At 69.3% G+C, this 23,204-nt stretch carries 24 protein-coding genes; 4 read left to right on the top strand and 20 right to left on the bottom strand.

What is annotated here, in order from left to right:
* The 4 genes from OJ962_RS22380 to OJ962_RS22365 form a co-directional block, all read right to left on the bottom strand.
* On the bottom strand, positions 1-424 hold a 424-nt coding region (locus tag OJ962_RS22380), incomplete at its 3' end, for a glycosyltransferase (RefSeq protein WP_270006611.1).
* Between the two features lie 23 nt (positions 425-447).
* Positions 448-1,488 carry a bifunctional phosphoglucose/phosphomannose isomerase gene (locus tag OJ962_RS22375; protein WP_202956867.1) on the bottom strand — a complete coding sequence of 347 codons (1,041 nt, stop codon included), beginning with the start codon at positions 1,486-1,488 and terminating at the stop codon, positions 448-450.
* Positions 1,485-2,585 carry a sugar phosphate nucleotidyltransferase gene (locus tag OJ962_RS22370; protein ID WP_202956866.1) on the bottom strand — a complete coding sequence of 367 codons (1,101 nt, stop codon included), beginning with the start codon at positions 2,583-2,585 and terminating at the stop codon, positions 1,485-1,487. Before OJ962_RS22370 ends, OJ962_RS22375 begins: the two co-directional genes overlap by 4 nt.
* A gap of 9 nt (positions 2,586-2,594) precedes the next feature.
* Complete coding sequence (locus tag OJ962_RS22365) at positions 2,595-3,908, bottom strand: UDP-glucose dehydrogenase family protein (RefSeq protein WP_202956865.1); 1,314 nt, start codon at positions 3,906-3,908, stop codon at positions 2,595-2,597.
* A 42-nt stretch (positions 3,909-3,950) separates the two neighbouring features.
* Here OJ962_RS22365 and OJ962_RS22360 point away from each other — a divergent pair, with 42 nt between their 5' ends.
* Positions 3,951-5,159: a calcium-binding protein gene (locus tag OJ962_RS22360; protein ID WP_202956864.1), complete on the top strand. Its 1,209-nt coding sequence runs from the start codon at positions 3,951-3,953 to the stop codon at positions 5,157-5,159.
* A 78-nt stretch (positions 5,160-5,237) separates the two neighbouring features.
* On the opposite strand, the gene OJ962_RS22355 is transcribed toward OJ962_RS22360, so the two are convergent.
* Genes OJ962_RS22355 through OJ962_RS22345 form a run of 3 tightly spaced genes read right to left on the bottom strand, consistent with a single transcriptional unit; the run spans position 5,238 to position 11,023 of the window.
* Positions 5,238-6,791, bottom strand: coding sequence for an LCP family protein (locus OJ962_RS22355; protein WP_202956863.1), 1,554 nt, complete (start codon positions 6,789-6,791; stop codon positions 5,238-5,240).
* A complete protein-coding gene (locus OJ962_RS22350) occupies positions 6,788-7,912 on the bottom strand; it encodes a M20 family metallopeptidase (RefSeq protein ID WP_202956862.1) in 1,125 nt (374 codons plus the stop codon). The genes OJ962_RS22355 and OJ962_RS22350 overlap by 4 nt, the downstream gene beginning before the upstream one ends.
* Before the next feature lie 60 nt (positions 7,913-7,972).
* Positions 7,973-11,023 carry a M14 family zinc carboxypeptidase gene (locus OJ962_RS22345; RefSeq protein ID WP_202956861.1) on the bottom strand — a complete coding sequence of 1,017 codons (3,051 nt, stop codon included), beginning with the start codon at positions 11,021-11,023 and terminating at the stop codon, positions 7,973-7,975.
* A 303-nt stretch (positions 11,024-11,326) separates the two neighbouring features.
* Between OJ962_RS22345 and OJ962_RS22340 the strand changes: the two genes are divergently transcribed.
* The gene (locus OJ962_RS22340; protein WP_270006610.1) at positions 11,327-11,974 is read left to right on the top strand and encodes a hypothetical protein; all 648 of its coding nucleotides are present in this window, start codon (positions 11,327-11,329) and stop codon (positions 11,972-11,974) included.
* An 11-nt stretch (positions 11,975-11,985) separates the two neighbouring features.
* Positions 11,986-12,387, top strand: coding sequence for a hypothetical protein (locus OJ962_RS22335; protein ID WP_202956859.1), 402 nt, complete (start codon positions 11,986-11,988; stop codon positions 12,385-12,387).
* On the opposite strand, the gene atpC is transcribed toward OJ962_RS22335, so the two are convergent.
* From atpC to OJ962_RS22290, 9 genes are read right to left on the bottom strand one after another with little or no spacing between them, the layout of a single operon-like run.
* The gene (gene atpC, locus OJ962_RS22330; RefSeq protein WP_202956858.1) at positions 12,384-12,797 is read right to left on the bottom strand and encodes an ATP synthase F1 subunit epsilon; all 414 of its coding nucleotides are present in this window, start codon (positions 12,795-12,797) and stop codon (positions 12,384-12,386) included. The two genes, OJ962_RS22335 and atpC, sit on opposite strands and share 4 nt — an antisense overlap.
* A 3-nt stretch (positions 12,798-12,800) precedes the next feature.
* Positions 12,801-14,210: a F0F1 ATP synthase subunit beta gene (atpD, locus tag OJ962_RS22325; protein ID WP_202956857.1), complete on the bottom strand. Its 1,410-nt coding sequence runs from the start codon at positions 14,208-14,210 to the stop codon at positions 12,801-12,803.
* 12 nt (positions 14,211-14,222) lie between these two features.
* Positions 14,223-15,155: an ATP synthase F1 subunit gamma gene (atpG, locus tag OJ962_RS22320; protein ID WP_202956856.1), complete on the bottom strand. Its 933-nt coding sequence runs from the start codon at positions 15,153-15,155 to the stop codon at positions 14,223-14,225.
* A gap of 9 nt (positions 15,156-15,164) precedes the next feature.
* Positions 15,165-16,787 (bottom strand): F0F1 ATP synthase subunit alpha, encoded by a 1,623-nt coding sequence (atpA, locus tag OJ962_RS22315; protein WP_202956855.1) that lies wholly within the window; start codon positions 16,785-16,787, stop codon positions 15,165-15,167.
* Positions 16,788-16,806: 19 nt separating this feature from the next.
* Positions 16,807-17,337, bottom strand: coding sequence for an ATP synthase F1 subunit delta (gene atpH / locus OJ962_RS22310; protein WP_202956854.1), 531 nt, complete (start codon positions 17,335-17,337; stop codon positions 16,807-16,809).
* 6 nt (positions 17,338-17,343) lie between these two features.
* Positions 17,344-17,895 carry a F0F1 ATP synthase subunit B gene (gene atpF, locus OJ962_RS22305; protein ID WP_202956853.1) on the bottom strand — a complete coding sequence of 184 codons (552 nt, stop codon included), beginning with the start codon at positions 17,893-17,895 and terminating at the stop codon, positions 17,344-17,346.
* Entirely contained in the window at positions 17,892-18,167 is a 276-nt protein-coding gene (atpE, locus tag OJ962_RS22300) for an ATP synthase F0 subunit C (protein WP_202956852.1), read from the bottom strand. The genes atpF and atpE overlap by 4 nt, the downstream gene beginning before the upstream one ends.
* Before the next feature lie 27 nt (positions 18,168-18,194).
* Entirely contained in the window at positions 18,195-19,088 is an 894-nt protein-coding gene (gene atpB, locus OJ962_RS22295) for a F0F1 ATP synthase subunit A (protein ID WP_202956851.1), read from the bottom strand.
* The gene (locus tag OJ962_RS22290; protein WP_270006609.1) at positions 19,085-19,420 is read right to left on the bottom strand and encodes a hypothetical protein; all 336 of its coding nucleotides are present in this window, start codon (positions 19,418-19,420) and stop codon (positions 19,085-19,087) included. The genes atpB and OJ962_RS22290 overlap by 4 nt, the downstream gene beginning before the upstream one ends.
* A 314-nt stretch (positions 19,421-19,734) precedes the next feature.
* Between OJ962_RS22290 and OJ962_RS22285 the strand changes: the two genes are divergently transcribed.
* Positions 19,735-20,166, top strand: a complete 432-nt coding sequence (locus OJ962_RS22285) for an OsmC family protein (protein WP_202956849.1) — start codon at positions 19,735-19,737, stop codon at positions 20,164-20,166.
* Positions 20,167-20,235: 69 nt separating this feature from the next.
* Here OJ962_RS22285 and OJ962_RS22280 read toward each other — a convergent pair whose 3' ends face one another.
* The 4 genes from OJ962_RS22280 to OJ962_RS22265 all read right to left on the bottom strand — a co-directional run bounded on the left by OJ962_RS22280 (position 20,236) and on the right by OJ962_RS22265 (position 23,111).
* Complete coding sequence (locus tag OJ962_RS22280) at positions 20,236-20,841, bottom strand: type 1 periplasmic-binding domain-containing protein (RefSeq protein ID WP_202956848.1); 606 nt, start codon at positions 20,839-20,841, stop codon at positions 20,236-20,238.
* A complete protein-coding gene (locus OJ962_RS22275; RefSeq protein WP_202956847.1) occupies positions 20,838-21,209 on the bottom strand; it encodes a cupin domain-containing protein in 372 nt (123 codons plus the stop codon). Before OJ962_RS22275 ends, OJ962_RS22280 begins: the two co-directional genes overlap by 4 nt.
* A 235-nt stretch (positions 21,210-21,444) precedes the next feature.
* A complete protein-coding gene (locus OJ962_RS22270) occupies positions 21,445-21,639 on the bottom strand; it encodes a hypothetical protein (RefSeq protein WP_202956846.1) in 195 nt (64 codons plus the stop codon).
* 299 nt (positions 21,640-21,938) lie between these two features.
* Entirely contained in the window at positions 21,939-23,111 is a 1,173-nt protein-coding gene (locus OJ962_RS22265) for an MraY family glycosyltransferase (protein WP_238932064.1), read from the bottom strand.
* Positions 23,112-23,204 lie beyond the last annotated feature (93 nt).

Raw genomic sequence — 23,204 nt, 5'->3', positions numbered from 1 at the left:
CGGCGGGTGCGGGTGGCGAATCCGCGGCGACGCGCTCGGCGGCGTCGAGCGCGGCCGCCGCGGCGCGGGCCAGGCCTGGACGGGGGCGCGTGTCGGCGTCGACCGAGACCACGATCTCGCCCCGCGCCTCCTCGAGCCCGCGCTGCAGCGCCCACGGCTTGCCGACCCAGCCCGCGGGCGGCTCACCGGCGGCGACCACGCGCGCGCCCCGTGCCGCGGCGAGCGACGCGGTGCCGTCCGTGGACCCGTCGTCGACCACGATCACCTCGAACACCTCCGGGTCCCCCATCAGCCCGTCCAGGCACGGGCCGATCCGCGCCGCTTCATCCCGAGCCGGGATCACCACCGAGACCGAGCCGTCGAACGCGGCGTCGGCCGACAGGGGCGCGCGGCGCACGCGGCCGCGCCCCAGCCGGGCGAGCACGACCGCCGCGGCGGCGCCTTGAGCTAACGCGAGGACAGCGACGCCTTGATCGAGTCGATCGCCGGGATGTCGATCGGGTCCGCGCCGCGCAGCACCGCGGCGTAGATCGAGACGAGATCGCCGAGCAGCACCAACGAGATCAGCCGCTCGACGCGCGTCTCGCCGCGCGCCGTCACACGCAGCACCGGATCGGCGCCCGCGGCCGCGATCTCGGCCGTCAGCTCGGCGCGGAGCTGGTTGCGCGGGTGCGCGCCCGGATCCTCGAGCGACACGTACGAGAAGCGCCCGAGCTCGCGCGCGGACTCCCAGCCCACCACCTCGTTGTGGTTGAGCTCCGGCAGGGCGGACGCGAACGCCGGCAGCTGGGCGTTCTCGTTGAACTGGCACTTCCAGCGGTAGGCGACCGAGGCCGCGAGCTCGCCACCCGCGATCACGGGCACGGTGCCGTGCAGCGCCCGGGCGAGCGACTTGGCCAGCGAGTCCTCGCCGGAGTCCGGCCCCCACTCGACCGCGAGCGTGTCCGCCAGATCGGCCGCCGCCTCGATCTCGTCGCGCAGCGACGGCGCCGCGCCGCCCAGCGCGGCCGCCTCCATCGCGGCGACGAGCGAGTAGCCGATCGCGGCCCGCGGCTGGAAACCGCCGGGGATCGGCACCACGGGCACGCCGTCGCGGCGCGCGCGGTCCACCAGCGCGCCGCCCGTGGACGCGACGATGCGCGGTATGGAGCGGGCCGCCGCGTCGTCGTACGCGGACACCGTCTCCTCCGTGTTGCCGGAGTAGCTCGAGTGCAGCACGAGGGTCGACGGGCCGGCCCAACTCGGCAGGGCGTAGCCGTCGGCGACCACGAGCGGGCGCTTCAGACGCGGGCCGATCGCGCCCTGCGCCAGGCGCCCGCCGGACGCCGAGCCGCCCATGCCCGCGATGATCACGCCGCCGGTCGCTTCGACCGGCTTGGCACCTGAGGAATCCACCCGCCAGAGCGCGTCCCGCAGGTGCTCGGACAGGCCGAGAACCTCGTCGAGCTGCCCAGTGGTGTCGTTGGCGTAGTCGATGACGGTCGTCAAAACAGAAGCGCCTTGTCCGGGAGCGAGACCCCCGGAAACAGCCGGGCGCCTCTGGAGACGGTGTTGCCTTCGCCAAGGCTAACGCCGGCCCCGAGGACACTCATGTCCTCGATCACGCAATGATCGCCAATTTTCACGTCCGGGCCGACGATGCAGCCGTTCAGATGGCAGTGCGCGCCGATCTGCGCACCGGCCATGACGACCGACTGCTCGACGATCGTGCCCTCGCCGACGACGACATCCCGTTCCAGCACGGCACGCCCGCCGATGCGCGCGCCCTTGCCGATCCGGCATCCAGCTTCGACGAGCGCGGCGGGCACGATCCGCCCTTCGCTGTCCACGCCGTCCTCCACGCACATGTACGTCGAGCCCATCCGCTCACCGACCTCGGTGGCGACATTGCCCTCGAGGATGTCGAACGTCGCCTCCAGGTAGCGCTGCGGCGTCCCGATGTCCATCCAGTAGCCGCCGCACACGTGCCCGAAGAGCCCGTTGCCGACCAGCCGCGGGAACACGTCGCGCTCGATCGACGCCCGCTCCCCGTGCACCAGCAGGTCGAGCACGTACTTCTCCAGCACGTACGCGCCCGCGGAGATGTTGTTGGTGTCGATCTGGTCCGGCGCCGGCTTCTCGACGAACTCGCGCACGGCACCGTCCGCCTCCAGCCGCACGAGCCCGTACGACGACGGGTCCTCGACCGGGTACAGCGCGAGCGTCGCACGCGCCCCCGTGCGCGCGTGCTCGGCGAGCTGCGCCGTGAGGTCGATGTCCGTCAGCGTGTCGCCGTTGAGCATCAGGAAGCGCTCGTCCAGCCACTGCTCGGCGAACTTCACCGCCCCGCCCGTGCCGAGTGGCTTGGGCTCCTCGACGTAGCGCAGGCGCACGCCGACGCCGCTCCCGTCGCCCAGCACGTCACGCACCCCTTCCGCCAGGTGCCCGCAGGACATGATCACGTCGTCCACGCCGTGCCGGCGCAGCCAGTCGATCACGAAGACGATGAACGGCCGGTCGACCAGCGGGACGACCGGCTTCGGCACGGACGAGGTCAACGGCCGCAGCCGCGTGCCCTCACCCCCGGCGAGGATGAGTGCCTGCATGACGAAGAGTCAGACCTCCTGACGCGCTGAGCTCGCGGCCCGGCCAACCCCTTCATAGACCAGGCCGGCTTCGCGGACCTTCTCCGGATCGAACAGGTTGCGCCCGTCGACGAGCAGGTCGCCCGCCATCGCCTCGCGCACCTCGGTGAGCGAGAGCTCGGCGAACTCCGGCCATTCCGTGACGAGGACGACGGCGTCGGCCTCCTCGATCGCCTCCAGCGCGGTCGACTTGAAGGACACGCCGCGGATGAGCTTGCGCGCCTCCTCCTCGGCCACGGGGTCATACGCGCGCACGTGGGCGCCCGCGGCCTGCAGCCGGGAGGACAGCACCAGCGACGACGCTTCGCGCATGTCGTCGGTGTTGGGCTTGAAGGCGAGGCCGAGCAGGGCGATCTTCTTGTCCACGAGCTTGCCGAGGTGCTTCTCGAGCTTGGCGATGACCCGCCGCTTCTGGAGCTCGTTGACCTCGATCACGGAGTTCAGCAGCTGGAAGTGATAGCCCGAGTTGCCGGCCAGCTGCTTGAGGGCCGTGACGTCCTTCGGGAAACAGGAGCCGCCGAAGCCGATGCCGGCCTGCAGGAACTTGGGGCCGATGCGGTTGTCCAGGCCCATCCCGCGCGCGACCTCGACCACGTCCGCGCCCGTCTCCTCGCACACGTTGGCGATCTCGTTGATGAACGAGATCTTCGTGGCCAGGAACGCGTTGGACGCGAGCTTGACCATCTCCGCGCTCTTGATGTCCGTGCGCACGAGCGGCGCGCCGAGCGGCGCGTAGAGCTCGACCACGGCGTCGCCGGCCCAGTCCCCGTCGTCGCCCACGACGACGCGGTCGGGCTCCAGGAAGTCCTTGATCGCCGAGCCTTCCTTGAGGAACTCGGGGCAGGAGACGTAGCGGAAGCCGCCCTTGCCCTGCTCGACGAAGACGCGCTTGATCGTCTCGCCCGTGCCGACCGGGACGGTCGACTTCATGACCAGCGCGTGCTGGTCGGACGGCGGCATCGCGTCCACGACCGCATGCACCGCGGACAGGTCCGCGTCGCCGGAGTAGGTCGGCGGCGTGCCCACGGCCACGAACAGCAGGCGCGCGTGCTCGAGCGCGTCGCTGAGGTCGGTGGAGAAGTGCAGCCGGTCGCGGTGCTTGGCGATCAGCTCCTCCAGACCCGGCTCCCAGATCGGGATCCGACCCTCCTTGAGGCCCTCGATCTTCTCGCTGTCGATGTCGACGCAGTACACGTCGTTGCCGAGCTCCGCGAATCCCGCGGCGGTGACCAGCCCGACGTAGCCTGTTCCGATCACGCCGATCGGTTCTCGATTGGTGCTCATAAGGGCGCTTCAGCTTAGAAGAGCGGCGTCGATAAGAAGAGCATGCCCTTCCGGATCCCCGCTGCTGTCGTCATGGCGCTGATCGCCGTGCTCGTCCCGGCCACGACGGCCACCGCCAAGACCATCGTCGGCTCCAACGCCGCTGAAGCGCTCACGGGCAGCGAGGGCGCCGACAAGATACAGGGCCACGGCGGCTCGGACCGCATCCGCGGGCTCGGCGGCAGCGACCGGCTGTTCGGCGACACCGGCCCCGACGACGTCGCGGGCGGCGCGGGCGACGACATCCTCGACGGCAGCTCGGGCGACGACACGCTCACCGGCGAGGACGGCAACGACGTCGCGACCGGCGGCTTCGGCCACGACACGCTCTCCGGCGGCGCCGGCGACGACAACCTCGACGGACAGGCCGCTCCGGACCGCGTCGAGGGCGGCGACGGCAACGACACCATCCACGGCGGCTCCGGCGGCGACGAGCTCTTCGGCGGCCCCGGCAACGACACGATCTACTACGACAGCGGCCCAGACCACATCTTCGGCGAGGACGGCGACGACGTCATCTACGTCAACGGCGACAGCGTCGTCGACGACGTCGACTGCGGCAACGGCAGCGACACGCTGTACGTCCCGCCGCGGAGCAACTCCTGGGGCCGCGCGACGTTCGCCCGCATCCGCGACGCGCTGATCGTCAACTGCGAGATCGTGATCGAGCAGGCGGCGACGGTCGACCCGCTCAAGGGCATCAGCGCCACGACCGGCAACGGCGGCGGCGCCCGCACCGGCACCGACCTCAACGACAACCTGCGCGGTGGCGCCGGCTCGGACAAGATCACCGCGCTCGGCGGCGACGATGTCCTCTGGGGCGACCAGAACCACGACGAGCTGCCGGGCGCGCGCAAGGCCGTCGACGTCATCGACGCCGGCGCGGGCAACGACACCGTCTACGGCGGCCGCGGCACCAACACGCTGCTCGGCGGCGAGGGCGACGACTTTCTGCAGGCGGGCGGCGTGCGCGCGCTGCTGTTCGGCGGCGCCGGCAACGACAGGATCAAGGTCGTCTCGGGCGCCCGCACGACGGTCGACGGCGGTGACGGCGACGACACCATCACCGCGATCATCGCCCGCGGCCGCGCGACGGTGAAGTGCGGCCCCGGCAACGACACCGTGATCGAGTCCGAGTGGCCCGGCAACCGCAGCCTGGTCAAGATCTCGGGCGACTGCGAGAAGCGCACTCGCCACAAGACGTCGAAGTAGCCGCATCGCCCAGCGGGCGATGCTTCGGCGAGTTCCGCGGGGCGGCGTGCCGCGCCGCCACGGCGGGTGGACTCGCAGCTATTTCAGGCGGCGCAGGCTGCTCGCGATCGCGATCAGCCTGCTGTTCGGGATCGACAGCGTGAGCGTGTTCGTCACCCAGTAGACGCCCTTGGAGGTGCGCCAGGCGACGAGCCGGATGCGCGAGCCGTCGTAGAAGAGCTCCAGCTTGCGCCCGTTGACCTCGCGCACCCGGTCCGGGTCGTCGAGGATCGGCGGGTGCTGCCACGTCATGCCCTGGATGCCGTAGTACTCGCTCCAGGAACCGGCGTTGAGCGTGAGCCGGTACGCGCGGTGCAGCTTGCCCTGACCGTCGCGCAGCGAGTAGATGCGCGGCTCGGGGTCGGCGTAGCGCGAGCCCGTCTTGCGCCGCTCCGGGAAGTAGAACGGGAACCCGAGCTTGTTCTCGCTCGCGACCAGGACGGCCATGTTCTCGCCCTCGGTGCGCGCCTCCTCGAGCCCCTTCACGGCCGACGGGCGGTTCTTCTTCTTGGTCCGCGCCGGGGTCGCCGTCGCCTCGGGCTTGGTCGTCTCGTCCAGCCGGCGCGGGTTCGAGGAGCCCTCGCCGGTCATGAACTCGTCGTAGGTCTTCTTGAGGTCGGAGTCCTTGACGTACAGGTAGGAGTCGACCGCCGGGTTCTCGGCCTCGGTCGCCGGGAAGCGGACCTCGTTGACCGGCGCCTTGGCCTGGGCCATGTTGAGGCCGAGCTGCGCGAGCGCGATCAGGTTCGAGGAGCGGGTGAAGCTCTTGTCGACCTCGAAGTAGCGGCCGAAGATCCGCGCGAGCTCGTGGCGCTTGCTCGGGTCCAGCAGCTGGCGGACCGCGTCCTGGTGGGTGATCTGGCGCAGGAAGTCCTGCTGGCGCGAGGCGCGGAAGAAGTCGTTGTCGCCGTGGCGGTAGCGGACGTAGTCCAGCGCGTCCTGGCCCTTGAGCATCTGGTAGCCGGGTTGGACGTCGATCGTCGCGTACGCCTCGCCGGCCGCGGCCGTGGAGTTGTCGTTGTAGTAGCGGCGGTCGATGTCCACGTAGACGCCGCCGATGTAGTTCACCGCGCGCCGGAACCCGCCGAACGAGACCGCGATCACGTGGTTGATCGGGAACTCCTCGCCCGTCGCGTCCTCGAACAGCCGCTTGACCGTCGCGACCGTCTTGCGCGGGCCACCGACCTCGTAGGCGACGTTGATCTTGTTCGTGCCCGAGCCCGGGATCCGCACCTTCAGGTCACGCGGGAGCGACATCAGCGCGATGCGGTCGCTCTTGGGGTCCACGCGGGCGAGCAGGATCGTGTCCGAGCGCGGTTTGACCCCCGCGACCTTGTCGGCGTAGCGCTCATCGGTGCCGAGGATGAGGAACGTCCGCGGATCCCCCGCCTCGGCGTCCGTGACTTCGGGGACGTTGACGAACGTGCGGCCTTCCTTGCCGCCGCCACCGAACTCGTCGACGAGGCTGTCGACCTCGTTGAGCACGGCGTACGCGGCCGCGGTCGCGGAGACGAAGACCGTGAGCACGGCGGCCAGCAGGGCGCGCACCAGCACCCCGCGGCCCGGCCGCGGCGGACGATCCGGATCCCTCATGCCAGCCCGCCCTCCACGGCGCGCAGCTCGGCGGTGTCGGAGACGGGAAAGCGCTTGGGCACGTCGCACGCGAAGTCCACGAGCGCGCGGCGGTAGCGGGCCAGCGAGTCGATCGAGACCCATTCGTCGGGGCCGTGATGGCCGCCGCCGGACGGGCCGAACTCGACCGCGGGCACGCCCGCCTTCTGGAAGGCGACCGCGTCGGACGCGCCGTCGCGGCCGACGCTCATCGACTCGCCGTCGGTCAGCCGGGATGCGGCCTGGCAGAGCGCCAGCACGTAGGGGTTGCGCGGCGACACGCGGGCGGGCGGCCAGATGAACGAGCGAGCGACGTGGACGTCCGGCAGCGCGCGGATCTGGGCGAGAAGCTCGCCGGGGTCCTGCTCGGGCAGATAGCGGATATCCACGTCCATGGCGCACTCCTCGGGCACCTTGTTCGGCGCGTCGCCGCCCACGATCCGGCCCAGGTTCACCGACGGCCGGTCGAACAGCTCCGAGGACTCAAGGGTGAACGGCATCGACTCAATTCGCCTAAAGACGTCGATCGCCTTCAAGACCGCGTTGTCGCCGAGCCACGGCGTGGAGCCGTGGGCGGAGGTGCCGAAGACCAGGATGCGCAGCGCGAGCACGCCCTTGGCCTGGACGCCGACGTGGAGGTTGGTGGGCTCGCCCGTGATCGCGAAGTCGCCCACGTAGCCGGCCTTGACCAGCAGGTCGGAGGTGCGCTGGTCGATCTCCTCGGACTCCTCGTCCGGGACCGCCACGAAGCGCACGCGCACGTCCTGCTGGTCGCGCAGGTCGTACAGGGCGCACATCATCGCCGCGAGCCCGCCCTTCATGTCATAGGAGCCGCGGCCCTCGAGCCGGTCGCCCTGGATGCGCGGCGTGAACTGCTCCGGCCGGGCCGGGACCACGTCGTAGTGGCCGTGGAAGACGAGCGTCGGACCGTCCTTGGAGCCGACCTCCGCGGTCAGCGCGAACAGCTCGCCGTACTGATGGTCCTCGACCGCGATCTCACGTGCTTCGAGCCAGCCTTTGATGAACCCGGCACAGGCTCGCAGGCCCTCCGCGGTGGAGGTGTCGTACGTGATCAGGCGCTCGGTGAGGACCCGTTCGTCCATCGCCCGCAGGGTAGCGGCGACGGCCGGCCGGGCTGATCACCCGGCCGGCCGAGATCGCTCTTACGGCTGCGTCGTCGACAGCGTGAACGTGAGCGGCTTGGCGTACGTGCCCGTGCGGAGCGGGTCGTTCGCGCCGATCGTCTGCTGGAACTCGATCGTGAGCGGGAACCCGGTGACGGGCGCCGACCAATAGAACATGTTCAACGGCGCGGCCGAGGAGCCGACGGGGTAGAACTGGTGCGGGGCCGTGCCCGTCATGCGGGCCTGGGCCTTCAGCGGCTGCGCCATGACGTAGGACCCGTTGACCAGATGGCCGGTGCCGACCGAGGACGGATCCCCGACGGTCAGCGTCGCGTTGCCGGCGGTCGAGGTCACGGAGGCCGTGGTCGAGGCCGTGTAGGTGTTGGCGACACCCGGGATGAACGGCGAGAAGCTCGGCGCACCATTGAGCGTCAGCGAGAGCGTCGCCGGCACGCTGCCGCCGACCGTGCCCTCGGTGAACCCGAACGCCTTGGTCTTGACCGCGGACGCGTTGCCCTTGAAGTCGACCGCGATCCACTTCAGGACCGTGTTCGGGGCGAGCTGCAGCGGGAGCGGCAGCGCGCGGGCGCGGTTCGGCTTCCACTCGGTGGACGCCGTCGTCGGGGTCGAGCCGTCGAGCGTGTAGTAGATCGAGGACGCCTCGTTGGAGGTGAAGCGCACGTCGATCTTGCCGCCGTCGATGGAACCGGTGACGGCCTCGACGACCGGCGGCGTGACGTCGTTGGCGTAGTCGAGCGCCGACTGCATCAGACCGTAGTTGCCGGAGGCGAACTCCATCGACTCATGGAAGCCCTCGTTGTCGAGGCAGTCGTTGGTCGAGTCGCCGAACGGCGGCTGCTGGCCGGCGCTGCACTGCACGATCTCGCCGGTGGCCGGGTTCTTGTACTCGTTGTTGGAGTCACCGATCTCGAAGTCGTAACCGATGATGCCGTTCTTGTAGTACGCCTCGTCCGCGGAGTTGCCGGCGGCCGAGTAGAGCACGTCGATGACCGGACCGGTCTTCTGCGGACGGACCGCCAGCTTGCGGTGCGACTTGATGCCGTCGAGCACCTGCTTGGCGGCCTGGTCGAAGAAGTTCAGCGTGCCGTACGGCGGGTACGGCAGCGGCTCGCGCTGCGGGGTGTACGCGCCGGGCGGCCACATGAAGTAGCCACCGGACGAGTGGATGTTGTTCGCGAACTTGATGTTCCTGAACGTCGTCTGGACCCAGCTCTCGTTGCGGGCCTCGGGCTCGGAGAACTCGTTCAGGCCGGCGAAGTTGCCGCTCAGGCAGTTCGTGGCCGACGCGCCCTGGAAGCCGTCGAAGATCGAGCCGATCGAGAAGTTGCGGTTCAGGTCGACGCCCCAGCTGTTGCGGTTGGCCGGGTCGATGTTGTTGCCGAACTTGCTCGTGTCGTCGCAGTGGTGCGACAGGTTCTTGCGCCGGTTGGAGTCGTAGAGCGAGTGCGTCGCGCCGTCCGGGTTGATCTGCGGGACGATGAAGATGTCGAGGTTGTCGACGAGCTCCGTCGTCTTGGGATCGGTGCCGTAGTTGCGCACGAGGCGCTCGGCGGTCTCGATGCAGACGCCCGAGGTCGCGATCTCGTTGCCGTGCTCCTGGCAGTAGAAGAACACGCCGACCTTGGAGCCGTCACGCTGCTTGCCGATGCGGATCGCGTACTGATCCATCGGGCCGCGCGGGACGCTCGCCGGGGCGCGCAGCAGGTCGCTGAGCGGAGACACCGGGCCGGCCTTGACGACGCCGTTGCCGGCGAAGGTGCGGTACTTGCTGGCGACGACCAGCTGGCTCGCGTCCGCGTGGGCGTTGACCGCGTCAACCACCTGGGCGGCGGTCGACGTGATCGCGCCGCTGGCGTCCGTGGCCGGATTGATGCGGATGGCGTTGCCCACCAGCGACACCGACAACGACTGGTTGGCGGCCGTCGGCGGGACGATCCGCGCCGTCAGGCTGTTGCCGCCCAGGTGGCCGTACAGCCGCGAGGTGAGGACGACGATGCTTTCCGGCGTGACGAGGTCCGGGGTCTGGCCGGTGGCCGGCGCGAGGCCCGCCACGGGCCGGTTGCCCTCGTCGAACATGACGTACGGACGCGTCGCGTCCGGGAACGGATTCGGGTTCTGCTCGTTCGGGACCGCGTAGTAGCCGAGCATCGTCTGCGCCTTGCGCATGTAGCCGCGCGTCTGCTCGGGGAGCTTGATCGCCTCGGAGATGTTCGGGAACTCGGCGGCGAGGTCGCGCACGCGCTTGTGCGCCTCCTGGCCGTTGAGGTACCGCGTCATGAACCCGGAGCGGAAGCCCGGGGCCGACGTGTAGCTCGGCGGATCCTTGGCGATCCACTCCTTGGCGGTGAGCGTGTCGACGTCGCCGTTGGAGGACGCGATGCGGATCGTCGCCGGGTCCGGCTTGCCGTCGCCGACGTCCCCGAGCCGGAAGATCGAGTAGTGGTACTGGTAGTAGTCCGGGCTGACGTCAGGGTCGCGGTAGACGCCCAGCTGGCCCTGGCCCATCTTGTTGCCGTTGGCGTCGAACCACTCGGCCATGAGCGTCGGGCCGTTGTAGGTGCAGTTCTCGCCGGTGGGCGTGGGCACGCACGTGAAGCTCACGCCGTCGGCGTTGGCCTCGATGGAGAGGTAACGGCTGAGGTTGTTCTCGTAGAAGTCGGCGCGCTGCGCGCGGACGGACTTCGGGGCCGCGCTGCGCGACTGCTTGCCGGCCGCGGCGTCGGCGAGCGCCTCCTTGGCGGCCTCCTCGGCCTCCACGGTCGCGTTCATCTCGCGGCGGACCGCGTCGATGTTGAACTTGTCGTGGACGACGCCGACGTTCTCGAAGCCGGCGGCACGCGCCTGCTGGATCTGGTCGTCGGTGACCCAGGCGCTCACGATGACCGAAGCGCCTTCACCGTCCTCGACCGCGTGATCCATGTTGAAGCCGAGCGCCTCGAAGTCGTCGTACTTCGCACTGCTCTCGAGCTGGAACTTGACGAGCGCGGGATCGTCCGGCCCCGCGAGCGCCGTCGCCGGTGCTACGAAAATCGCCGCCGCTGTCGCGACGACGCCTATCCATGGCTTCACGAGCCACACCCTCCTGTGATGGACCACACCCTCCGGACTCGCGATTGTCTCCGTATTGGCGCGTTCGCGCAACCGGCCGGGTGTGGAGGCTCGTCAACGCGTTTTGGTCGGACGTGTGTCCGCTTATGGCGCATGCGGGTTGACAAGCGGGGGCGCGCTTCTACAAAGTAGGCGGGCGAGTCCCTGGGGGGAGTCTTCAAATTGCAGAAGGTGTTCATGTTGAGGCCATGGAAGGTGTTTGCGGGCGTTGCGGTCGGGGTGGCGATTCTGCCGTGCTCGGCCCTGGCCCAGGCGACGCCGTCGGTGACGATTGCTGCTCCGGTCGAGGGGCAGACCATCGCGCAGAACGCGGTCGTCAACGCGTCGTACACCTGCGCGGGTGACGGCGTCGTCAGCTGCGAAGGCCCGGTCGCCAACGGCGCGCCGATCCCGACCAACCAGGTCGGCCCGCAGTACTTCACGGTGATCGCGCGCAACGCCAGCGGCGTCGCCCAGGCCATCGGCACCGCCCGCTACACGGTCGACGGCCCGATCGTGTCGCCTACGCTGCACCTGGATCTCAGCCCGCCGACCCCGTTCGGCGCGTTCGTCCCGGGTGTCGCCAAGGACTACACGTCCACCACGGTGGCGGCGATCTTCTCCACGGCCGACGACACCACGCTGACCGTCGCCGACGCGAGCACCACCAACGTCGGCCGGATGGTCAACGGCACGCACGTCCTGACCCAGCCGGTGCAGGTCGGCGCCGTCAAGGGCGCGACGACGACCCCGCCGCCCTCCTTCGCTGCGCTCGGCGGCACGGCGGCTCCGACGCAGTTGCTGACCTATGACAGCGCGGTCAGGGACGCGGCGACGATCACGTTCAAGCAGTCCGTCTCCGAGACGGACGCCCTGCGCACGGGCACCTACTCGAAGACGCTCACCTTCACGCTCTCGACGACGGCCCCGTAGCCCTCTGGCGAATGGTGCGACGGCGGGCCGCTGTCGCACTGCTCGCGTCCGCGGCCCTGGCCGCGGCGGCGTGCGGCCCGCCCCAGGACACACCCGAGTCCGGGCGGTACCAGCGCTGGCCGTGCCCTCCCGCCGCGGACGCCGTCCCGGCCGACAAGACGCTCGACGCGCGGGCACTCGCGACCGAGACGCTCGACGACGCGGCGGAGATCGCCCGCGGGTACGGCTGCCGCGTCCGCGTCGTCTCCCGCGATGGGATGACGTTGGCGCGGGACGTCGCCCCACCGCGCGTGATCGACGTCGGGTCCGTGACGGCCGCGTCGTCCGGGTCGCGGACGTCGGGCAACCCCGAGAATGAGAAAAGCCCGCCGGGAGGCGGGCTTTCTGGTTCGCGCTATGACTGCGGAGGCTAGGCGCTCTCGGTGAGCTTGAGGAACGCCTCGAGCCGGCGCTTGTCACGCTCGGCCTGGCGGCGCTCCTCGCTGTCCTCCTCGGCGGAGGCCAGTTCGTCCTCGGCGCGCTTGAGGCGATCCCGCAGGTCGGCGGCGTCGAGCTTGTCCACGCTGAAGACCTCGTCGACCAGCACGAGCGCGCGGTCGCCGGTCATCTGCAGGAAACCCTCGCCCTGCGCGTAGCGGACGACCTCGGACTCCGACTTGTAGAGCCGCAGCTCGGTCGGGTTGAGCATCGCCAGCAGCGGCTGGTGGTTGGCGAGGATGCCGATGGACCCCACGCTGGTTCGCGTGGAGACCATCTCGACCTCGTCGTTGAAGACCTCGCCCTCCGGGGTGAGGACCTCGACCTTGAAGGGCGTGCGGGCCATGGCCTAGCGCTTCGCCGCCTCGACGACGTCCTCGATCGTGCCCTTGAGCAGGAACGCGGACTCGGGCAGGTCGTCGTGCTGGCCCTCGAGGATCTCGCGGAACGAGCGGACCGTGTCGGCGATCGACACGTACGCGCCCGGCGTGCCCGTGAACTGCTCGGCCACGTGGAACGGCTGCGACAGGAAGCGCTCGATCTTGCGCGCGCGCTGCACGAGCACGCGGTCCTCGTCGGAGAGCTCGTCGATGCCGAGGATCGCGATGATGTCCTGCAGCTCGCGGTAGCGCTGCAGCACGTTCTTGACCTCGTTGGCGACCGAGTAGTGGTCCTCGCCGACGATGTCGGGCTTGAGGATGGTCGACGTCGAGTCCAGCGGGTCCACGGCCGGGTAGATGCCCTTCTCGGCGATGCCGCGCGAGAGCACGGTGGTCGCGTTGAGGTGGGCGAACACCGAGGCCGGCGCCGGGTCGGTGAGGTCGTCCGCGGGCACGTAGATGGCCTGCACCGACGTGACCGAGCCCTTGCGGGTCGACGTGATGCGCTCCTGCAGCTGACCCATCTCGGACTCCAGCGTCGGCTGGTAGCCCACCTGCGACGGCATGCGGCCCAGCAGCGCGGACACCTCGGAGCCGGCCTGCACGAACCGGAAGATGTTGTCGATGAACAGCAGCACGTCCTGCCCGTGCTCGTCGCGGAAGTACTCGGCCATGGTGAGGCCGGTCAGCGCGACGCGCATGCGAGCCCCGGGGGGCTCGTTCATCTGGCCGAACACGAGCATCGTCTTGTCGATGACGCCCGACTCGGTCATCTCCAGCCAGAGGTCGTTGCCCTCGCGGGAGCGCTCGCCCACGCCGCAGAACGCGGACAGGCCGCCGTGCTCCTTGGCCAGGTTGTGGATGAGCTCCTGGATGAGCACGGTCTTGCCCACGCCGGCGCCGCCGAACAGGCCGACCTTGCCGCCCTGCGCGTACGGGGCGAGCAGGTCCACGACCTTGATGCCCGTCTCGAACATCTCGGTCGTCGGGGTGAGCTCCTCGACGGTCGGGGCGGGCCGGTGGATCGGCCAGCGCTCCTTGACCTCGATGTCGGGACCCTCGTCGATCGGGTCGCCGAGCAGGTTGAAGATGCGGCCGAGCGTGACGTCGCCGACCGGCACCGTGATCGGGCCGCCGGTGTCGACCACCTCGACGCCGCGCGCCAGGCCGTCGGTGGAGTCCATGGCCACCGCGCGCACCCGGTCGTCGCCGAGGTGCTGCTGCACCTCGAGCACGAGCGTCTCGCCGTTGCCGCGGTCGACCGTGATCGCCGAGTAGATCTCGGGCAGCTCGTCCGGGAAGACGGCCTCGATCACGACGCCCTGGATCTCCTCGATCCGGCCGGTGTTGGTCTTCTGAGTATCAGCAGTCGCAGCCATAGATAGGGCTCCTTAGACCAGCGACTCCGCGCCGGCGACAACTTCCATGATTTCCTGGGTGATGGCGGCCTGGCGCTCGCGATTGAACTCCAGCGTGAGGTCCTTGATGATGTCGCCCGCGTTCTCGGAGGCGTTGCGCATGGCGGTCATGCGCGCGCCGTGCTCGGACGCGGTCGACTCCAGCAGCGCGCGGAAGATCGAGATCTCAACGTAGGCCGGGATCAGGCGCTCGAGGATGACCTCGGGGTCGGGCTCGTACTCGACCAGCGCGTGCTTGCCGTCGGCATGGTCGGATGCGGCGTCCTCCTCCGCGGCGCGGCCGCCGAGCGAGTCGTCGGCGCCGTCGTCGCCCATGATCGTCGCGTGCTGCAGCGGCAGCAGCGTCTCACGCGTGACCTCCTGCGTGAGCGCCGAGACGTAGCGGTTGTAGACGATCTCCACCCGGTCGACCTCGCCGTCCACGTAGGCGGCGACGAGGTCGGCGGCGATCTCGCGCGCGTTGGCGTACGACGGGCGATCGGTGAAGCCGGTGTAGGCGCCCTTGGCCTCGCGGCCGCGGAACGCCAGCGACGACACGCCGCGGCGGCCCGACGCGTACCACACCGTGGTCTTGCCGGCGCCCTCGTACTCGATGCCCGCGCGCAGGCCGGCACGCACGATCTGCGAATTGAACGCCCCCGCCAGACCGCGATCCCCGGTGACGAGCAGAATGCCGATCTTGTCCTCGGACTCGTGCTCGTTGAGGATCGGGAAGTTCGGGACGTTCCCGGCCGCCTCCGCCGCCTGGCGGGTCATGCGCCGGACGGCGCCCGCGTAGGGCCGCAGCGACTCGATGCGCTGCTCGGCCCGGCGCAGGCGCGCCGCGGCGACCATCTCCATCGCACGGGTGATCTTCTGGATGTTCTTGACCGACGCGATGCGGCTCTTGACGTCCTTGAGGGCCATGGCGCCTCGTTACGCGCCCGCGGAGACCGCGGCCGGCTGCTCGGAGGTCTCGTCGCTCGAACGGCGACCCTCGTCGGTCCGCAGCTGATCCTCGTCGGACAGCGGCTGGCCCTCCTCGTCGAGGTCGTAGCCGAAGTCGCCGACGAACGTCTCGATCGAGGACCGCAGAGCCTCCTGCGTCTCGTCGGACCAGTCGCCCTCGCGGATCTTCGTGAGCGTGTCCGCCGCGTCGGCGTGCAGGCGCTCGACCAGGCCCTCATGGAACTCGCCCACGCGGTCGGCGTGGATGCGGTCCACGAAGCCGTTGGTGGCGGCGTAGATGACCGCGACCTGGTCCTCGACCGCGAGCGGGCTGCGCTCGTTCTGGTTGAGCGTCTTGACCAGGCGCTCACCACGGGCCAGCGTGCGCTGGGTGTCCGGATCGAGGTCAGAGCCGAACTGCGCGAACGCCTCGAGGTCGCGGAACTGCGAGAGCTCGATCTTCAGGCGGCCGGCGACGCGCTTCATCGGCTTGATCTGCGCGTTGCCGCCCACGCGGGACACGGAGATGCCCACGTTGATGGCCGGGCGCACGCCGGAGTTGAAGAGGTTCGGCTCCAGGAAGATCTGCCCGTCGGTGATCGAGATCACGTTGGTCGGGATGTACGCGGACACGTCGCCGGCCTGCGTCTCGATGATCGGGAGCGCCGTCATCGACCCGCCGCCGAGCGAGTCGTTGAGCTTGACCGCACGCTCGAGCAGGCGGCTGTGCAGGTAGAAGACGTCGCCCGGGTAGGCCTCGCGCCCCGGCGGGCGGCGCAGCAGCAGCGACATCTGGCGGTAGGCGTACGCGTGCTTGGTGAGGTCGTCGTAGGTGACGAGCGCGTGCTTGCCGTTGTAGAGGAAGTGCTCGGCCATGGCGCAACCCGCGTACGGCGCCATGAACTTGATCGGCGCGGCCTCGTCGGCCGGGGCGGCGACGATGATCGTGTTGTCCAGCGCGCCCGCGTCCTCGAGGGTCTTGGCGAGACCCACGATCGTGGACATGCGCTGACCGATCGCCACGTACACCGAGATGACCCCGGTGTCCTTGTTGTTGATGATCGTGTCGATCGCGATCGCCGTCTTGCCCGTCTGGCGGTCGCCGATGATCAGCTCGCGCTGGCCGCGGCCGATCGGGATCATGCCGTCGACGGCCTTGATGCCGGTCTGCATCGGCTCGGTGACCGGCTGGCGCTGGACGACGCCCGGGGCCTTGAACTCGGCCGGGCGGAAGTCGCTCGTGTTGATCTGGCCCTTGCCGTCGAGCGGCTGGCCGAGCGGGGACACGATGCGGCCGAGCAGCGCGTCGCCGACCGGAATCTCCAGCAGGCGGTTCGTGCGCTTGACCGTGTCGCCCTCGACGATCTTCTCCCACGGGCCGAAGAGCACGGCGCCGACGTTGTCGGACTCGAGGTTCAGGGCGAGGCCGATCACGTCATGGGGCAGCTCGAGCATCTCGAACGCCATGCAGTTCTCGAGGCCGTGGATGCGGGCGATGCCGTCGCCGATCGTCAGCACGGTGCCGACCTCGGTCAAGTCGGCCTGGCCGGCCTCGAGCCCTTCGATGCGGGACTTGAGGATGGAGGTGATCTCGTCGGGCTTGATTTGCACGCTTAGCTCCTTGCCGGGGTCAGGCCCGAGCGACCTGCTTGCGAAGTTGTTCGAGTCGGTTGCGGATCGAGGCGTCGAGGATCGAGTTGCCGACGCGCACCACGATGCCGCCGAGGATGTCGGGCTCGACCGTGGCGGACAGGTCGATCCTGCGACCCGTCTGCTGGGCGATCCGATCACCGATCTGGCTCACTGTGGCCTGGTCGAGCTCCACGGCGGACGTGACCTGGACCGGGAGGAGCTTGTTCTCCTCCTGCCAGAGCCGTTCGATCTCACGCCGGACGCGGAAGATCGCCGGCGTGCGGTGGTTCTCGATCAGCAGCTTGAGGAAGTTGACGACCGTGGGATCGGCGCCAGAGACCGCGCGGTCCAGCCCGTCCGACTTCTCGGCCGTGGAAAAATACGGCGAGAAGAAGAACGTCTGCAGCTCGCGCGAGGAGTCGAGTGCGTCGGCGAAGGCGCCGAGCTGGTCGCGCACCACGTCGAGCTTCTGCTGCTCCTGCGCGACCTCGAACAGCGAGCGGGCGTAGACCGTGGCGATCTCTTCCATCGCTCCTTAACGCTCCTCTTTGGCCAGGGCGGCGAAATCGAGCTCGGCGAGCGCCTCGTCGACCAGCCGCTTCTGGTCGGCGGAGTCGAGGCTCTTGCGCGTCACCTTCTCGGTCGCGAGCACGGTGAGATCGGCGACCTCGGCGCGGATCTGCTGGATGGCGCGGCGCGTCTCGGCCTCGATGTCGCGACGCGTCTGATCCATCATCTCCTCGCGCTTGGCTCGCGCCTGCGCCTGGATCTCGACCTCGTGCGCCTCGGCCGTGCGACGGGCGCGGGCGACGATCTCGTCGGCCTGGCCACGCGCGTCGGAGAGCCGCTCGCGGTACTCGCGCAGCAGCTCGTCCGCTTCGCGCTTGGTCCGCTCCGCGGAGTCGATGGAGTCCTCGATCGCCTTCTGGCGCTTGTCGAGGGCCTCACCGATGCGCGGGAACGCGACCTTCCAGAGCACGAACATCGTGAGGCCGAAGACCACGAACGTCCAGAACATCAACCCCCAGACGGGATCGACGAGCCCCGGAGAGTCGATCTCGGACTCGGCGGCGAGCAGGAAGGTCATGCCAGGAAGAGCGCGATCAGGCCGGAGACGAGGCCGTAGAAGAAGCAGGCCTCCGTGAGGGCGAAGCCGAGCCACTGGATGGACGTGATCTCGTCACGCATCTCGGGCTGGCGAGTAACGGACTCGATGACCTTGCCGAAGATGATGCCGATGCCGACACCGGCGCCGACGGCGCCGAGGCCGCCACCCACGCCGACCGCGATCGCCTTGCCGGCGGCGGAAGCGGTCTCCGCGGGATCCTCCTGGGCGAAGATGAAGCTCAGGATGGTCATGAAGGTGTTCACTTTGGAGGGCTCCTTCTAGTGAGATTCGGCGACCGAGCCGCCGAGGTAGATCGCCGAGAGGGTGGCGAAGATGAACGCCTGCAGCGTGGCTACCAGGCCGACTTCGAACAGGTACAGCGCGAGACCGATCGGCAGCAGCGCGAAGCCGAGCCCGGCCATGCCGAGGATGATCGCCAGGCCACCCGACATGAACAGGATGATCATGTGGCCGGCGAGCATGTTGGCGAACAGACGAACGGAGAGCGAAAGGATTCGCATGATGTTCGACATCACTTCCAGCACGAAGATGAAGGCGGCCATGCCGCCCTTCACACCGGCCGGGATGAGGCTCTTCAGGTAGCCCAGCGGACCGTGGTGGCGGATGCCCTCGGCGGTGTAGGCGATGAACACCATCAGCGCCAGCACGAGCGGCACCGAGATGTTGGCCGTCGCCGCATAGAGGGCGAAGGCCGGGATCTCGAGGCCGAAGACCTCGACGTGGTGCGCCGCCGTCGGGAGCGGGATGAACCCGATCAGGTTGTTGAACCAGATGAACAGGAACAGCGTCCCGATGAACGGGAACCACTTCTTCGCCATCTTGTCGTCCATGTTGCCGCGCGTGATGTTGTCGCGCATCAGCGTGTACAGCGTCTCCACCGCGGTCTGCACGCGGTTCGGCCGCGCCTGCATGCGGTTGGCGATGTAGACCATCGTGATGCAGGTCAGGAGGGCCGAGATCACCAGGTACAGCACCGCCCGGTTGATGTCGAGCTGGCCGGGGAGGTCGATCCACGAGGGGATCGCGAACTCCTCGTCCGGGGCGAACTCCTCGTTGCGCGGGGCCGAGCCGAGGATCCCGGTGAACCCGATGATCACGAACAACAGCCAGACGCCGACGGCGCCGAAGAGGATCTTGCGGGTCGTACTCATGGGCGCTGGGTGTTCCTCTCCGAGGGGCGCAGGACCAGTGAAGTTGCGAGATAGAGCGTGAACGCGACGAGGGCGACGAGGGCCGCTGTGAGTCCGTCTGCCCGTTCAGCCGTCCTGCCGACCACGAGAATGGCGATTCCTACTACCCAGACGCGCCCCATCAGCACACCGAAGTTGAGGGCGATCTGGGTCTTGATCTCCCGACCGCGCGCCTGGCGCTCGATCACGGCGCCGATGATGCGCGTGACGATCCACGCGACGGCGCCGACGGTGAAGCCGAGCATCGGGCCGCCGGCCAGCCACACGAACGGGGCGGCCAGCACGAGCAGCACCACGTCGAGGTAGCGGAGAAAGACCAGGGGGTCAGAAGTGGACATTGTCGTAGAGCTCATGGCAGGCTGACGCGCCGTACCAGGCCATCCCCGCGCGGGCACGCGCGGCGGGAGGGACGGAGGACTCCCCGGCCGGTTCGACGGGCGCCAATATAGCGGCTTCTTCGAGTTTGTAACAACTTTGTGACACCCGCCTCTAGCAGACCAGCTTGAGGAGTGGGTGAACGCCGCGGCCGCGTTCCTCGTCGCGACACCGCCGGAAGGCTAGCCGTAAGGTGCCCGGCACGTAGTCCGACCCCACTAGGAGGAACACGATGCCGACACGTAGCGCGAAGGCCGATTGGCAGGGAGAGTTCAAGCGCGGCGGGGGTTCCGTCTCCACCGAGACGGGCGTGCTCGACGCTCAGTACAACTTCAGCGGCCGCTTCGAGAGCGGCTCCGGGACCAACCCGGAGGAGCTGCTGGGCGCGGCGCACGCGTCCTGCTTCACGATGGCCCTGAGCGTCGGCCTCTCGCAGGCCGGCAACCCGCCCGAGTCCCTGTCGACGTCGGCGGACGTGACCGTCGACAAGGTCGGCGAGGGCTTCGGGATCACCAAGATCGCGCTGAAGGTCACGGGCAAGGTCCCGGGCCTGGACGCCGCCGGCTTCGAGCAGGCCGCACAGGGCGCGAAGGAGAACTGCCCGCTCTCCAAGGCGCTCGCGAGCGTCCCGGAGATCACGCTGGAAACCAGCTTCGAGGCCTAGGCGATCGAACGCGGCAGCCGGCTTTGCCGGCGCCATGCGCGATCGCTTGGAGATCGCTTCGCGGATCTCCTAGAGGTAGGAGTCGATGACCCGGGTGCGGTCGTTGCCGGCCGCACCCGCCAGGCGGATCGCGTCGAGCACCGAGGCCATCGCCCGGTATCCGTTCTCGGCGCTCTGGTCGGGCGCACGGCCGAACTGTGCCTGGTAGCGCTCGGCGAACTCGGCCGGCAGCGTGCCCCGCACGAGCCCCACGTTGTCCTTGCCCGACGGCAGCGCGTTCGGGTTGGTGATGAGCTTCGGGTCGCCGCTGGGGGCGATCTGCAGGATCCCGGCGGCGTTGAACAGCGGGACGGTGACGCGGGTCGCGTCGGCGATCGCGGCGATGATCTGCGGATCGTTGATCGCTCGCCGCGAGGACTGGGCCTGCGCGTCCTCGTCCGCGCCCAGGTCCAGCGACGTGAAGTTGATGGCGAACTCGCCCGCCTTGCCGCCCGCATCCGAGAGCGCCAGCTTCTCGCCGTCGACGAAGGAGCGGCTGGTGGCGCCCGGGTCGGTCGTCAGCGAATAGACCGTCACGGTGCCGCCGATCACCTTGCCGCCGCCCGAGATCCCCTCGTCCTTGGACTGCCCGCAGCCCACCAGGAGCAGCGCGGCGAGCAGGACCGCGCGCCTCAAGAAGCGCCCTCGAGCAGGATCGTGTCCTCGTGCGAGTACGCGGGCGAGCAGCAGCACAGCAGCACGAGCGGCTCGGCGCCCGGATTCCACAGCTTGTGCTTGAGGCCAGGCGCGATCACGACCATGTCGCCGGCCCGGACCTCGGCCTCCTGCTCGCCGAGGCGCATGCGCCCGGCCCCGGCGGTGAAGTAGTAGATCTCCTCGGAGACCCGGTGGAAGTGCTCGAACGTCTCGCCGCCGGGCGGGACCGTCGCTTCGGCCAGCGACTGGTTGACCGCGTTGCCGGACGGGATTCCGGCCAACTCGCGGATGGACGAGCCGTCGGCGGTGACGAACGACTCGCGCTGTTCGAGACGGGTGATCTCCACGCCCTAGAACCCTAGCCGCGGGCGTTCCGTGCCCCAACGGCGGCGCGTTCCGTGCCTCAACTGCGGCGCGTTCCGTGCCTCAACGGCGGCGCGTTCCGTGCCTCAACGGCGGCGCGTTCCGTGCCTCAACGGCGGGGACAGGCCTTCTTTAGGTATTCGCTTCGTAGCGCCGCGGGGCGACGAAGCGAGGACCTAAAGAAGGCCTGTCCCCGTTGGGCTCTGGCTACGTAATGGATCAGATGACGGCGCGGCGGGCCATCTCACGGTCCAGGCGGCGCGCCAGCCGGCCGGTCGCGAAGGCCGCGCGGGCGCGCAAGGGCGCATTCGGCGGTCGCTCCGGTCGCCGCGGTTTGACCGCACGAATCCGGGGGCGGTCGGCGCGCTCTGCGGCGACGACGTGACCCAGGATGGCCTGATTGAGCGTGTGCATTTCGGTTGGCTCCAGTTGGTTGTGGTGGGAGCCGCCCGCGCGTGCGGAGACGCTGAAGACCTCGGGGCTGTGGATGAGGAGGTCGCGAGCGGCAGGTGGACTGCCCGCGACCGACGATCAATCGTTCGACGCGAGCAGGAGGGCGAGACGGAGGACGCCATCGCCACTCATCGGGAAAATCGCGTCATTGGTCGTCACGGTCCTGCTCACCTCCCCGGGCGTTCGCCGGTGATTGATCTCGACTGGACGAACCGTACCCCAGGGTGCGGGTCCGGCGCTAGTGCGGGTAGCCGCACAGTTCAGGTTCGAACCTGGCCGAACTCGCCCGTCTCGAGTTCGCGGTCGACCTGCTCGTCGATCTCGTGCTCGGACGTGTCCGGGTCGGCGCGGCGCATCTGCCACTCGCGCACGCGCCGCAGCTTGATGATCTCCAGCACCCACACCAGGTAGAGGCTGACCGCCAGGCACACGAGCAGCAGCGCGCCCATCAGCAGCGCCCAGCCGCCGTTGAGCGTGCCGTCGCGCTCCGAGTACGGGATGAACCGCAGCGCGACGGCGGTGCCGGCCATCATCGCCGTCCAGGCGTAGAGCCACAGGACGTACCGCCGGGTCTTCCACTTCATGCGATAGAAGCGGTGGTGGAAGTGGTTGGAGTCGCCGCGGTAGATCGGCCGCCCGTACTTCAGGCGCTTGAGCACGACGAAACCCGTGTCCATCAGCGGCACGGCGAGCACCACGAGCGGGCCGACGAGCGCGATCAGGGCGTTGGTCTTGAGCGTCCCCTCCACGATCACGGCGCCGAGCAACAAGCCGAGCAGGTTGGAGCCGCAGTCGCCCATGAAGATCTTCGCCGGCGGAAAGTTCCACAGCAGGAAGCCGAGCGCCGCGCCCGCCGTGATGGCCGAGAGCGTGCCCGCGGTGCGGCGGCCGAGGTCGAACGCGATCACCGCGAACGCGAGCGCCGCGATCGCGCACACGCCGGCGGCGAGTCCGTCAGCGCCGTCGGAGAAGTTGACGATGTTCATCAGCAACACGAGCGCGAGCATCGTCAGCGGCCCGCCGAAGTCGCCGAGCTCCACGCGATGCAGGAACGGGAAGGTGAACGCGTCCACGACGACGCCGGACAGCACCAGCACGCCCGCGGCCAGGAACTGGCCGGCGAGCTTGACCACCGGCGGCAGCTCGAAGCGGTCGTCGAGCGCTCCGACGACGACGATCAGCAGCGCTGCCGCAAGGATGCCTTCGGTGCGCTCGTTGTCGGGCAGGAACAGGACGCCGGCGACGAGCGCCCCGCCGAGGATCGCGAGTCCGCCCAGCAGCGGAGTGGCCCGCTTGGCGAGCCCGATCTCCTTCTGCTGATCGACTGCGCCGATGCGGCGCGCGAAGCGCGCGGCGAGCGGCGTGAGCGCGGTCGCCACGGCGAAGGCGACCAACGCGGCGAGGACGGCCTCCATCACCATGGTTGCGGCCAAAGGATCGCAGGGGCGCCCGACGGTTGGTCGTCAAGAACTGTTGACATCCCGTAATCCGGGATTGTGGAGCGAATTACCCGGGAAGGACAGCCC

Origin of the sequence: Solirubrobacter deserti (assembly GCF_027587175.1) — a bacterium.
GTDB lineage: Bacteria > Actinomycetota > Thermoleophilia > Solirubrobacterales > Solirubrobacteraceae > Solirubrobacter > Solirubrobacter deserti.
This window is presented reverse-complemented; position numbering and strand designations above follow the sequence as displayed.